The following is a 13,017-nucleotide window of genomic DNA, read 5'->3' as shown; positions in this document are numbered from 1 at the left end:
TAAACTTTGATATGACAATGACAAAATCGGTATTGATAATATATACAGGCGGAACCATCGGAATGGTCAACGATCCGGCGACAGGGGCATTGTGTCCTTTCGATTTCGAGCAGATAGCGAAAGCAGTTCCTGAGATCAGAGAATTCGGTTTTTCTATCAACAGTTATACTTTACCGGAGATCATCGATTCGTCCGATTTGAAACCGGCACTTTGGGCCGACCTGTGCCAAATCATTCTGGACAAATACGATCAGTACTCCGGATTCGTCATTCTGCACGGGACAGATACGATGGCTTATTCGGCCGCAGCCCTGAGCTTCATGCTGAACAACCTGACCAAACCGGTTGTTTTCACAGGTTCACAGCTTCCGATCGGCACCATACGTACCGATGGCCGGGAAAATCTGATTGCAGCCTTAGAAATTGCAGCGGCGACCATCGAAGGCAAGGCAGTTGTACCTGAAGTCTGTATTTTATTCGGAGCCAAACTCTTCCGGGGTAACCGAACCACCAAAATCAATGCAGAGAGTTTCGATGCTTTCCAATCGTTCAACTATCCGCCTTTAGCAGAAATCGGTATTCATATTCACTATAATTACGGAGCCATCGATTATACTCCCCGGACAGAGCCGATTGGTGCATTTACGGAAATGAATACCAATATCGCCATATTGCAATTATTTCCAGGCATTCGTCCGGAATTAATAGATGCCGTTATTCAAACTCCCGGTCTAAGAGGACTGATTTTGGAGACTTATGGTTCGGGGAATGCTCCGACCGACCGTTGTTTTTTAGAAAAAATTAAAGAAGCCTCCCAAAAAGGCATCATCATATACAACGTCACCCAATGCCAGGGAGGAACGGTAGAAATGGGCCGTTATGAGACCAGCAGAGAGTTATTAAACTACGGGGTTTCAAGTGGATATGACATTACGATGGAAGCTGCTGTCTGCAAAATGATGTATCTGCTGGAGAAATACCGTGACGCTAACGAAATAAAAAAATACTTAAATTCATCAATAAAAGGAGAAATAACCATGAATCATATTGGGTTTTAACATTTTTTTTGTACCTTGCCGCGTCTTTTGGTGCGTCCTGTGGGAATACAAAGGTTTGCAAGGGTACGCCTGAAGTTTGAGAGTTAAATTTTAATTATTTATAAACTAAAAATCAGTTAAAGAGATCATGAGAAAATTATTTGCACTAATAGCAGTTTTAGGAATGCTTACTATTGGAGCATCAAAACTAATGGCTCAGGAAGACGAAGCAGCACCAGCAGCTCAAACCGAGCAAACAACAGTTTCTATCGATGACGAACAAATTGAAAGCACTTCAATGCATGCAGCGATCAAACAGAAATTCATCGAAGGTGGTGCCGGATTTATGGCTTGTGTTGTATTGTGTTTGATTTTCGGTTTGGCCATCGCAATTGAAAGGGTTATTTATTTAAACCTTTCCGATACGAACACCAAAAAATTCATCGCTGGTTTTGAAGACGCGCTGAACAACGGTGGTATTGAAGCAGCAAAAGAATATTGCCGCAATACCCGCGGACCTGTAGCAAGTATTTTCTATCAGGGACTTTCCCGTTACGATCAGGGAATCGACATGGTTGAGAAATCAGTTGTTTCTTACGGATCGGTACAGATGGGTTTGATGGAAAAAGGATTGACCTGGATCGGATTGTTCATCGCATTGGCTCCTATGTTGGGGTTCTTGGGAACTGTAATCGGTATGATCGAGGCCTTCGACCAGATTCAGGCAGCAGGTGATATGAGCCCGGCACTGGTAGCAGGAGGTATTAAAGTGGCATTGATTACGACCGTAGGCGGTTTGATCGTAGCTATGATCCTGCAGGTATTCTATAACTATTGTGTATCGAAAGTAGAAGGTATCGTAAACAATATGGAAGATGCTTCTGTAAGCATGTTAGACATTTTGGTTAAATACGAGCAAAAAAACAAATAAACCATGGATAGTAAAAAAATACTCAACCTTGTAACAATCGTAATGTTCGTCATTACAGTAGTATTGTTAGGGCTGTTTATGTTCGGAGGTGAAGTACCGAATCAGCCGTACACTACTCCTGTATATACATCGACATTATTGAATTGGGCATATATCCTGTGTGGTATTGCAATCATTGCAGCTATTATCTTCCCGGTGATTCGTCTGTTTACCCGCCCGAAACAAGCGATGAAAAGCTTTATCGGATTAGCCGGAGTAGTCGTAGTCATCCTGATCGGGTATGCACTGGCTGATGGTACCCCGATAAAACTGGTCGGTTATACGGGGCCTGATAACGTACCATCCATGCTGATCTTCTCAGATACGATTTTGTATACGATGTATTTCCTTTTTGCAGCAGCTATTTTAGCTATCTTAGGAACGGAAATTTACAGAAGAATGAAATAATACTATTCCCTTCGGGGAATAGAGATAAAACTAAGGAATATGGCAAAGAAAACACCAGAAATTAATGCCACTTCGACTGCCGATATCGCATTCTTGTTGCTTGTATTCTTCCTGGCAACGACGACGATGAATGTGGATTCCGGTATATACAGAAGACTTCCGCCCTATCAGCCGGATAATACCGAAGCCCCGAAATATGCAAAACGGAATATTTTGCAGGTTTTGGTAAACCGGAACAATCAGCTGGCGATCAACGGAGAATTGGCAGATGTTTCTACCCTGAAAGACAGGACAATCGAATTTGTTCTAAATCCGAATAATAGCGAAGACTTACCCCAAAAAGAAATTAAAACGATCGATCTTTTCGGTCCCGTGGAAGTTTCGAAGGGTATTGTTTCTCTTCAGAGTGATAAAGGAACGTCATATGAAATGTACATCGCCGTACAAGATCAGTTGACATCCGCTTATAATGAATTGAGAAACAGAAAAGCCAACGAGAAATGGGGTAAAAACTTTGATGAACTGAATGAAGACCAAAAAGAAGCAGTCAGAAAAGTTGTTCCGATGCAGATTTCTGAAGCAGAACCTAAAAACATAGGAGGGAAAAAATAATGGCAAAATTTAAAAAAGACGGTAAAAGAGAGACGCCCGCAATTTCAACGGCATCTTTACCTGACATCGTGTTTATGTTGCTGTTCTTCTTCATGGTGAGTACCACGATGCGTGAAGTTTCCCTAATGGTTGCCAATGCGATGCCTCAGGCTACAGAAACCGTAAAACTGGAAAAGAAATCACTCGTAAGTAATATTTATGTAGGTAAACCAACTCCTCAATATCAAGGTGCTTACGGAACCGAACCCCGAATCCAGTTGAACGATCGTTTCGCAACTTTAGAGGAACTGGGAGCTTTTGTGGTTTCAGAACGTGAAAGTCGTAAAGAGGAAGACAGAAATAGCATTACCAATAACCTGAAAGTAGATAAAAATGTAACGATGGGTGTCGTTACCGATATCAAACAGGAATTACGTAAAGCAAATTCATTGAGAATTAATTACGGTAGTACGAAAAAACCCCATTAATTAATTCTAAAAAATAAAGGGGGACATGGTTCCCCTTTTCTTTTTTTTATTATCTTTGCAACGCATTTGGTTCCGTAGTTCAATGGATAGAATGAAGGATTCCGGTTCCTTTGATTGGGGTTCGAGTCCCCACGGGATCACAGAGCAAAACGCTAAATAAATGCTTTTCATTTATTTAGCGTTTGTTTTTTGTTGTAACTTTCAAAATTTTGTACGACATACTCTAAATTTTGATGCATTTTTTTATATTTGGTGAAAAATTGAAATGTAATAAAAAACGAGATCATGCCCTCACTTTCAAAATATACCCAATGGAAGGTTATCGGAGGATATAGTCTTCTGTTCTTATTGAGTATCCTGGCTGCTGTTTTGATTTATAAGCAAATAACGAAATTAATTGTCAACGAAGAAAATAGTGATAATCCTAACCGGAAACTATTCATTATTGGCAATACGATCACGGGGCTTTATGAATCGGAAGGGCTGGGAAATGCTTTTGTACAAACCGGTTCGAGATCCTATTTTCTAAAGTACCGGGATTTAATAGAGGAAGTTGAATCGAATATAGACTCTTTAAGAGACTTAACTACCCGTCTGGACCAGATTCTCCGTCTGGATACGATCGATGATCTACTCGATCAGAAAATACGCAATTTGCAGGATATCGTCCGGGTAAAACAATCCTTTGTCCCGGATGATTTCTATAATAAAGCGATTGCCAGTATAGAATCCGGAAGAGACAGCCTGCAAGGGACGGATATCCGGAAAAGACACATTACGACACTGGACAGTTCGTACACCAAATCAGAAAAAAAGAAAAGACGTTGGCTATTTTTTTCCAAGACCGAGCCCGATTCCGTACTCAAAGTTTCGGTTTCTCATCATACTGTTATCGATACGCTCAACAGGCAAACAGCCTTACAAAATACGGACAGTGTCGTTCATATTCTGAAAACAGCCTGGGAAGATGTACAAAAACAAACCCAGGATATTACCCGTCAAATCAACCGGAAAGAATATGCCTTAATTCAGCAGAGCACCTACATTACGGATCAGTTGAAACGAATATTAGGAGCCTATGAAAAAGAAGAAATCACGAATTCTCTAATCAAACAAGAAACCCGGGAACAAACCCTCAACACGATGATACGGATTTTTGCCTGGCTGGCAGTGATTGCCTTCCTGCTGATCTTGTTCTTTACCTTCTTCATTCTTCGCGATTTATCCCGTAGCCAACGCTATCGGAAAGAACTCGAGGCAGCCAACCGCTATGCCGACCAACTATTGAAAAGCCGGGAAAAGATGATCCTGACCGTCACACACGACATCAAATCACCGCTAAGCTCTGTAATCGGTTATATCGAACTGCTCAATAACACCCCCATCAACGAACGGCAACGTTATTTCCTGAAAAACATGCGGGGTTCTTCGGAACATATCCTGAAACTGATCGGTAACTTGCTGGACTTATCGAAACTGGAAAACAATAAAATGCCCGTCGAGCATATCGTGTTCAATCCGTATCATTTATTCCAGGAAATTACGGACAATTTTATGCCACTGGCAGCAGCCAAACATTTGGAATTAAAAGCCCGTTTCAGCGAAGATCTCGATAAAGACTACTCAGGAGATGCCCTGCGCATCCGGCAGATCCTGACCAATATCTTATCCAATGCAGTAAAATACACGACAACAGGACATATCTCCTTCTCTGCCGAAACCGTCAATCCGGAAAAGATCAGACTAAAAATCCAGGATACAGGTTCAGGGATGACTCCCGAGGAGCAAAAAATCATCTTCCAGGAATTTACACGCCTAACTTCACATGCAACCATAGAAGGTACAGGCCTGGGATTAACGATTACATTGAAATTAATCCATCTTCTGGGGGGAGAAATTCAACTGAACAGCACTCCGGGTAAAGGAAGTTGTTTTACGATCCTGCTTCCCCTCGGGCAGTGTACCACCTCATCCTCAACGGCTTCCCCCGAGCCACCCCTCCTCCCCCGACCGGGTATTCCGGTGAGCGGTTCATCTAAAATTCTGTTTATAGACGATGATCCGCTTCAACTGGAAATGGCGGTCGGTCTATTGGCTAATTATGGTATTCAGGCAGAAGCCACCACCAGCCCACAGCATCTCCTGAACAAGCTGGCCTCTACCAAATACGATCTTCTTTTTTCCGATATCCAGATGCCGGAAACGAACGGTTTCGATTTGGTTAAACAAATCCGTAATTCCTCACTACCTAATGCTGCCGATCTCTGCATCGTAGCCTTATCGGCAGATTCCGGACGGACGGAAAAAGAATACCTCGATGCCGGTTTCAGTGCTTTTCTAAGCAAACCTTTCACCTCCGGTCAACTGACAGCCTTAATCACCCAACTGACAGGTATTTCACTCTCAGAACCGGCAACCACTTCCTATTCAAATCCAGCCCAGGACATAGAACGCAGAGGATATAGCCTGAAACATATCCTTCAGTTTGTCGACAACGATCGGGAAGCCCTACAAAAAATCCTCGATTCATTTGTAATGACAACCCGGGAACATATAGAATTATTAAAAAAATATCAGGAAGAAAAACAATGGACAGCTATCGTCCAACTGGCCCACAAAATGCTCCCGATGTTCCGTCAACTGGAAATAGATGAAGAAATCCCCCTATTAGAAAAGTTAGAACAGGCGACTAAAAACGATCTCCCTGAAAATCAAATCTCATCCCTGACTCAGGAAGTAATCGACAAAACGATCCTGTTACTAAAAGAAGATTTCAAAATCTCCTGATCAGGCTCCCTTTCAGGGCTCGCTGATCAGCCTTAAAGACAGGTTACTACTTCTCGTTGTATCAGCATCGAGAAAAAATCATCAGATTCATTATAAATGATTTGGGAATCCGACAGATTTTAACGAATATTGTAGACAGAATGTGCGGATCTCAACAAATATTTATAAAACGAAATCACATCATGCGTATAATCACATTAAGTCTATTACTGTGTGGTTTAGTCATACAAAGCTTCGGTGTACGACCGCCGTTAAAAGGTTACACCTATGCTTCGGAACAGGCTCCAACAGGAAAAGAGTGGCAATCTCCGGAAAATCTGGCTCTAAACAAAGAGCAGCCACATGCTTGGTTTTTTCCTTTTCAAGATATAAAAAGTGCCCGAAAAGTTCTGCCTGAAAACAGTATATATTGGCAATCGCTGAACGGTAACTGGAAATTCAACTGGGCAGCGGATCCGGATTCACGTCCCAAAGATTTTTATAAAACCGATTTCGACGTGACGGCTTGGGACAATATTCCGGTTCCTTCCAGCTGGAATATTTATGGAGTTCAGCAAGATGGCAGTTTGAAATACGGAGTACCCATCTATGTCAATCAACCTGTCATTTTTATGCATAGCGTAAAAGCAGACGACTGGCGGGGTGGCGTAATGCGTACGCCTCCAACGAACTGGACAACTTACAAATATCGCAATGAAGTGGGTTCTTTCCGTCGGGAATTCGAGATTCCCGAACACTGGGACGGACGTGAAGTATTTATCAGTTTTGACGGAGTCGATTCATTTTTCTATCTATGGATCAACGGAATGTATGTAGGTTTTTCGAAAAACTCACGCAATACGGCTAATTTCAATATTACCAACTATTTGCGTTCCGGGAAAAACATAGTCGCAGCAGAGGTTTACCGAAATTCCGACGGTTCTTTCCTGGAAGCTCAGGATATGTTCCGTTTGCCAGGTATTTTCCGCACCGTAGCACTTTATTCCACCCCTAAAGTACAGATACGTGATCTGGTTGCAACTCCGGATTTGGATAATAACTACACCGACGGTTCTCTGACAATTCAGGCCGATATCCGTAATTTTGGAAAGAAAACGGCCAAAGGATATAAAGTATGCTATAGTTTGTATGCCAACAAATTGTATTCTGACGAGAATGAACCGGTTATTCTGGCTAGAGATACTAAGGGAGCGGCTATCCGGAACAGTGTCGTTGCCCAGGTAGAACCTATTACCACAGGAAATACCCAGGAAGCGGAAAAAGTGGTTCTGAAAGTAAAAAATCCGAATAAATGGTCGGCAGAAACTCCTTATCGTTATACCCTGATCGCGGAACTGAAAGATCATAAAAACCGGAGTATCGAGACAGTATCTACGATTGTCGGTTTCCGGAAAGTGGAAATCAAAGACACTCCGGCTGATCAGGATGAGTTCGGCCTGGCCGGCCGTTATTACTATGTCAACGGCAAGACGATAAAATTAAAAGGGGTGAACCGGCATGAAACCAACCCGGCTGTAGGTCACGCTATAACCCGTGAGATGATGGAAAAAGAGGTTATGCTGATGAAGCAAGGTAATATCAATCATGTACGTAACTCACATTATACCGACGATCCTTACTGGTATTATCTCTGTAATAAATACGGCATTTATCTGGAAGATGAAGCCAACATCGAATCACATGAATACTATTACGGGGCGGCTTCTCTTTCTCATCCCGTTGAATGGAAAAATGCACATGTCGCCCGGGTAATGGAAATGGTACACAGCAATGTAAACAATCCTTCTATCGTCATCTGGTCGCTGGGAAATGAGGCAGGCCCCGGCCAAAACTTTGTCGCTGCCTACGAAGCTTTAAAACAATTCGATTTATCCCGTCCGGTACAATACGAACGGAACAATTCGATTGTGGATATGGGTTCCAACCAATATCCTTCTATCGGTTGGGTACGGGGAGCTGTAAAAGGAAATTATGATATTAAATATCCGTTCCATATCTCGGAATATGCCCATTCCATGGGTAATGCCTGTGGAAATCTGATCGACTACTGGGAAGCTATCGAATCTACTAATTTCTTCTGTGGCGGTGCCATTTGGGATTGGGTGGATCAGTCGATGTATAATTATGACAAGAAAACCGGTAAGCGTTATCTGGCCTATGGAGGAGATTTCGGAGATATCCCCAATGACGGTCAGTTTGTAATGAATGGTATTGTATTTGGAGATCTTGAACCTAAACCACAATATTATGAAGTGAAGAAAGTCTATCAGAATATGGCTGTGAAAGCGATTGACATCGAGAAAGGTCAATTCGGGATATTCAACAAATATTATTTTAAAGACCTTTCGGATTATGATGTAAAATGGTCCTTATATGAAAATGGCAAGGAAATACAATCCGGTCCTGTGACTACAGGCATTGTTCCTGCCCGCCATACGGTACAGGTAGTTATTCCTTATCAATACAATAATCTGAAGAAAGATTCCGAATATTTCGTAAAAGTGCAGTTTTTACTGAAAAACGATATGCCTTGGGCGAGAAAAGGATTCGTGGTTGCAGAAGAACAAATTCAGGTGAAAGAAGCCCACCGGCCTCTCATCAGCACGATGATAAGACAAGGCGGAAAACTGACCTGCGACAAAAGCAGGACTGCCCGCCCTGTGATCCAAGGGAATAATTTCAAAGTCGAGTTCGATGAATCCACAGGAACGATTTACAGTCTGACTTATGATTCAACAACAATCATAGCAGCAGGTAATGGACCGAAACTGGATGTACTCCGTGCTTTTACGAACAATGACAACTGGTTCTATTCTTCGTGGTTTGACCGTGGTTTACACCATTTACAACACAAAGCCAAAGAAACAACGATTATGAATAAACCGGACGGAAGTATTGTATTGGCTTTTACAGTAGAATCCCAGGCGCCTCATGCAGCAAAAATACTGGGTGGTACCAGTTCCGGTAAGAATACGATCGAAGAATTAACCGACACCCCTTTCGGTCCGAACGATTTCAAATTCACTACCAATCAGATTTGGACGGTTTATCCGGATGGTTCCATTGAATTACAGGCCAGTGTTACTTCCAATCAGCCTGATCTGGTATTACCCCGTTTGGGTTATGCCATGAAAATCCCTCAGGAATATGCCAATTTTACCTACTACGGACGTGGTCCGATCGACAATTATGCAGACCGGAAAAGCGGACAGTTCATTGAACAGCATAAGAATACGGTTGCCGGAGAATTTGTCAACTTCCCGAAACCTCAGGACATGGGAAATCATGAAGATGTGCGTTGGTGTGCCCTAACCAATCAGGCAAATCAGGGGGCTGTATTTATAGCCACCGATCGGTTATCCGTCTCCGCTTTACCATATTCGGCCCAGGATTTGATTCTGGCTTCCCATCCTTATCAGTTGCCACAAGCCGGCGACACCTGGTTGCATCTGGATGCAGCAGTGACAGGACTGGGAGGAAACAGTTGCGGTCAGGGTGGTCCTTTGGTAGCGGACCGGGTTTTCGCCAACAATCACAATTTCGGATTTATCATTCGTCCTGCCGGTAAAGACCTGAGTAAAATAGCCAATATCGCTCCTGCCGGAGAAATTCCATTGTCTATCACACGTAGTAAGTCGGGAACTGTAGAAATAACCTCAGCCCGTAAGAATGCAACAATTTGCTACACCGTTGGAAAAAGCAAAGTAAAAGAATACACAACCCCGATATCACTTCGTGAAGGAGGTCTGGTAACTGCCTGGTTCAAAGACAGACCTGCTATCAAAACGAAGATTTCCTTTGAGAAGCAGGAAAACATCCAAACTGTTGTGATCTATGCCAGCAGCCAGGAAGCCGGAGAGGGAGATGCTTCACACCTCACAGACGGAGATCCCAATACAATCTGGCATACGATGTATTCCGTAACAGTTGCCAAATACCCGCATTGGGTGGATCTGGATGCCGGAGAAGTGAAGAATATCAAAGGTTTCATTTACTTACCCCGCCAAGACGGCAATAACGGTAAGATCAAAGATTATAGCATCCAGGTAAGCATGGACGGTAAAAACTGGGGAACTCCTGTTCAGAAAGGTACTTTCGATAATAGCAGCAAAGAGAAGCAAGTTGAGTTTGCCAAACCGGTGCAAGCCCGTTATATCCGTTTCACAGCTTTAAGCGAACAGAACGGTCAGGACTTTGCCTCCGGTGCCGAAATAACGATTCTGGCAGAATAAAAACAGGATTTATCGATAATAATTGAAAATTCAACTGCCGGGATGAAGCTTTATTCAATAGAATAAAGCTTCATTTTATTATACAAGGTTTTACGGTCTATTTTCAATAAGCGTGCAGCCTCACTTTTATTGTTGTGGCATTTCGCCAATGCTTCACGGATAAGCTGTACTTCATTCTTTTCTCGCTTCAAAGCCAGATCTTCGATTTGAGGGACAGGATCCACAGCTGCCAATTCGGCCGGAATATCTTTCAAAGAGATAAAATCACCGAGACACAATAATGTCGCCCGCTTGACCACATTCCGCATTTCGCGAAGGTTACCGGGCCAGTTATAGTTTTTAAAGACAGACATTACCTCATCCTCGAAACCGATCACATCTTTTCCTAGTTCTTCATTCGAGGCAGCCAGAAAATGATTGGCAAAAACCGGAATATCTTCCTTTCTTTCACGCAAACTTAAAGCTTTTAAAGAAAATTCATTCAGACGATGATAAAGATCCTCCCGAAAATTCCCCTCGGCCACAGCCTTTGTCAGATTCTCGTTCGTAGCGGATATAATACGTACATCAAAAGCGATCTCTTTATCACTCCCCACAGGCTTCACTTTACGTTCTTCCAAGGCCCGTAGCAACTGTACCTGCACATCGTAACTCAGATTTCCGATTTCATCGAGGAAAATCGTCCCTCCCGAAGCAGCCACAAAATAACCCGTCTTATCGTTCACAGCTCCCGTAAAAGCCCCCTTCACATGTCCAAAAAATTCACTGGCTGCCAAATCCTTGGGGATCGCCCCACAATCGACGGCAATAAAAGGCGCCTCCTTACGATTGCTCTGAGCATGAATCAAACGGGCTATGTACTCTTTACCGGAACCACTTTCTCCGGTAATCAATACAGTCATCATAGTCGGAGCTACCAATCGAATATATTCGTAAAGTTTGTCGGCTTCCAGACTCGTACCTTTGATGTATGGCACCGATTGGGGCTTTTTTGTCCGCTTTTTTTGTTCGGGAACAGCAGTCTGTTCCAAAGTGTCCTGGATCTTTTTCAAAATCTCGTCCGGAATGACGGGCTTCGCCACATAATCGAAAGCCCCTAATTTCATCGCCAATACCGCAGTTTGTATATCAGCATAACCGGTCATCAAAATCACCTGAACCTCAGGAGTCGATGCCTTGATATTTTTCAACAAATAAATTCCGTCCTCATCCGGTAAACGCAAATCTGTCAACACGACATCATATTTCGTCCCTTTCAGCTTCGCCAAAGCTTCGCGGCAAGAAAAAGCATTCTCTACTTCAAACCCTCTTTTTGTCAACCATGTTTTCAACATCAGACAAAAAGTGGTATCGTCATCTACCAATAAAATTTTAGCCATATACCAATTTATAAAACAGTCGAACCGACTGAACTGTTTTACAAAATTAGGAAACTAACTCCACGAAACGAAGCATTTATCTTTTTTTTCGCAAAAAAAAGTCAATTCAAAGGCGAATTTTTCAAAAAATATTTAACTTTGCATCACAAAGTAATTTGAAATATGAATAATCAGGAAGCTTTAAACACTTTAAACGACATCCGGAACATGATGGAAAAGTCCACCCGGTTTGTCTCATTCAGCGGATTGTCCTCTATCGTCATCGGCATATACGCTTGTATCGCCGCGATAATTGCTTATTCTATCCTGGGAAATACAACACCGGTACCCAGACTGGATGTCGACACGCCTGCGAAACTACAACTTTTGATCGTCTTCGCTTCTTTACTGATTATCGTTTGTATCGTTACGGTCATCCTGATGTGCAGGCACAAAGCCCACCAAAACAACCAATCTCTTTTATTCGATTTCAATACCAAAAGGCTACTGTGGAATTTCTTCCTGCCTTTGGTTGTAGGCGGAATACTTTGTATATCATTGATCTGGCAAAGCCATTATGGCCTTACTTCTTCGATCATGCTGATATTCTATGGCGTCGCTCTGATCAGTGCGTCGAATTATACGTTTTCCAATACCCGCTATCTGGGTTATGCGGAAATCGCTCTCGGCCTGGCCGATAGTTTTGTAGAAAATTATGCCCTGTTGTTTTGGGTCGTCGGCTTCGGCCTCTTTCATATCGTCTACGGTATCTTTTTTCATTTGAAATACGAAAAAAAGAACAAATGAAACTAAACCTGGAAGATATTAATAAGGCCTTTGAAAGTAAAGCCCGGTTAGGAATCATGTCGGTACTCCTGGTCAATGAATCCATCGATTTTGTATCCTTGAAAAATTTGCTTGAACTAACCGATGGTAATCTGGCCAGCCATACCCGGAATCTGGAGGAATTGGGGTATATCCGAAGCTACAAACAATTTATCGGCCGTAAACCCAACACTACCTTTTCTGTCACCCCCGAAGGAAAAGAAGCTTTTAAAAAACACCTGAATGCCCTGGAAAATTTTCTAAAAAATCAACTGGAATAATAATATCTATTTTTTTACACTTATACTTTGAAATACAAAG

9 protein-coding genes, 1 tRNA gene and 2 pseudogenes are annotated in these 13,017 nt (G+C 42.5%); 11 read left to right on the top strand and 1 reads right to left on the bottom strand.

The genetic code is table 11. The features are described 5' to 3' along the window. The first annotated feature begins 17 nt into the window (after positions 1 to 17). The 9 genes and pseudogenes from ODOSP_RS14195 to ODOSP_RS20590 form a co-directional block, all read left to right on the top strand. Positions 18 to 1,058: an asparaginase gene (locus ODOSP_RS14195; protein ID WP_118102553.1), complete on the top strand. Its 1,041-nt coding sequence runs from the start codon at positions 18 to 20 to the stop codon at positions 1,056 to 1,058. Positions 1,059 to 1,185: 127 nt separating this feature from the next. Next, complete coding sequence (locus ODOSP_RS14190) at positions 1,186 to 1,968, top strand: MotA/TolQ/ExbB proton channel family protein (protein ID WP_013612994.1); 783 nt, start codon at positions 1,186 to 1,188, stop codon at positions 1,966 to 1,968. A 3-nt stretch (positions 1,969 to 1,971) separates the two neighbouring features. Further along, on the top strand, positions 1,972 to 2,415 hold the full coding sequence (locus ODOSP_RS14185) for a hypothetical protein (RefSeq protein ID WP_013612993.1): 444 nt from the start codon (positions 1,972 to 1,974) through the stop codon (positions 2,413 to 2,415). Between the two features lie 39 nt (positions 2,416 to 2,454). After that, the gene (locus tag ODOSP_RS14180) at positions 2,455 to 3,027 is read left to right on the top strand and encodes an ExbD/TolR family protein (protein ID WP_013612992.1); all 573 of its coding nucleotides are present in this window, start codon (positions 2,455 to 2,457) and stop codon (positions 3,025 to 3,027) included. Next, positions 3,027 to 3,494: an ExbD/TolR family protein gene (locus tag ODOSP_RS14175; RefSeq protein ID WP_013612991.1), complete on the top strand. Its 468-nt coding sequence runs from the start codon at positions 3,027 to 3,029 to the stop codon at positions 3,492 to 3,494. The genes ODOSP_RS14180 and ODOSP_RS14175 overlap by 1 nt, the downstream gene beginning before the upstream one ends. Positions 3,495 to 3,562: 68 nt before the next feature. Beyond that, positions 3,563 to 3,634: transfer RNA gene (locus ODOSP_RS14170), tRNA-Arg, on the top strand. Positions 3,635 to 3,779: 145 nt separating this feature from the next. Continuing rightward, positions 3,780 to 6,281 carry a hybrid sensor histidine kinase/response regulator gene (locus tag ODOSP_RS14165; RefSeq protein WP_013612990.1) on the top strand — a complete coding sequence of 834 codons (2,502 nt, stop codon included), beginning with the start codon at positions 3,780 to 3,782 and terminating at the stop codon, positions 6,279 to 6,281. A gap of 182 nt (positions 6,282 to 6,463) precedes the next feature. Beyond that, positions 6,464 to 8,860, top strand: a pseudogene (locus tag ODOSP_RS20595) (glycoside hydrolase family 2 TIM barrel-domain containing protein); the annotation flags it as partial. A gap of 90 nt (positions 8,861 to 8,950) precedes the next feature. Next, positions 8,951 to 10,513: pseudogene (locus ODOSP_RS20590) on the top strand (beta-galactosidase small subunit-related protein); the annotation flags it as partial. Between the two features lie 50 nt (positions 10,514 to 10,563). On the opposite strand, the gene ODOSP_RS14155 reads toward ODOSP_RS20590, so the two are convergent. Continuing rightward, complete coding sequence (locus tag ODOSP_RS14155) at positions 10,564 to 11,892, bottom strand: sigma-54-dependent transcriptional regulator (RefSeq protein WP_013612988.1); 1,329 nt, start codon at positions 11,890 to 11,892, stop codon at positions 10,564 to 10,566. Between the two features lie 162 nt (positions 11,893 to 12,054). On the opposite strand from ODOSP_RS14155, the gene ODOSP_RS14150 reads away from it, so the two are divergent. After that, positions 12,055 to 12,678 carry a hypothetical protein gene (locus ODOSP_RS14150; protein ID WP_013612987.1) on the top strand — a complete coding sequence of 208 codons (624 nt, stop codon included), beginning with the start codon at positions 12,055 to 12,057 and terminating at the stop codon, positions 12,676 to 12,678. After that, positions 12,675 to 12,977, top strand: a complete 303-nt coding sequence (locus ODOSP_RS14145) for a winged helix-turn-helix domain-containing protein (RefSeq protein ID WP_013612986.1) — start codon at positions 12,675 to 12,677, stop codon at positions 12,975 to 12,977. The genes ODOSP_RS14150 and ODOSP_RS14145 overlap by 4 nt, the downstream gene beginning before the upstream one ends. The last annotated feature ends 40 nt before the right edge of the window (positions 12,978 to 13,017 follow it).

The sequence above is a fragment of the Odoribacter splanchnicus DSM 20712 genome, from assembly GCF_000190535.1.
GTDB lineage: Bacteria > Bacteroidota > Bacteroidia > Bacteroidales > Marinifilaceae > Odoribacter > Odoribacter splanchnicus.
This window is presented reverse-complemented; position numbering and strand designations above follow the sequence as displayed.

What these genes read in the sequence shown, in the direction of transcription:
- ODOSP_RS14180 (WP_013612992.1), top strand. Translation starts at nt 2,455, where the DNA reads ATGGCAAAGAAAACACCAGAAATTAATGCCACTTCGACTGCCGATATC.
- ODOSP_RS14155 (WP_013612988.1), bottom strand. Translation starts at nt 11,892, where the DNA reads ATGGCTAAAATTTTATTGGTAGATGACGATACCACTTTTTGTCTGATG.
- ODOSP_RS14185 (WP_013612993.1), top strand. Translation starts at nt 1,972, where the DNA reads ATGGATAGTAAAAAAATACTCAACCTTGTAACAATCGTAATGTTCGTC.
- ODOSP_RS14145 (WP_013612986.1), top strand. Translation starts at nt 12,675, where the DNA reads ATGAAACTAAACCTGGAAGATATTAATAAGGCCTTTGAAAGTAAAGCC.
- ODOSP_RS14175 (WP_013612991.1), top strand. Translation starts at nt 3,027, where the DNA reads ATGGCAAAATTTAAAAAAGACGGTAAAAGAGAGACGCCCGCAATTTCA.
- ODOSP_RS14165 (WP_013612990.1), top strand. Translation starts at nt 3,780, where the DNA reads ATGCCCTCACTTTCAAAATATACCCAATGGAAGGTTATCGGAGGATAT.
- ODOSP_RS14190 (WP_013612994.1), top strand. Translation starts at nt 1,186, where the DNA reads ATGAGAAAATTATTTGCACTAATAGCAGTTTTAGGAATGCTTACTATT.
- ODOSP_RS14150 (WP_013612987.1), top strand. Translation starts at nt 12,055, where the DNA reads ATGAATAATCAGGAAGCTTTAAACACTTTAAACGACATCCGGAACATG.
- ODOSP_RS14195 (WP_118102553.1), top strand. Translation starts at nt 18, where the DNA reads ATGACAAAATCGGTATTGATAATATATACAGGCGGAACCATCGGAATG.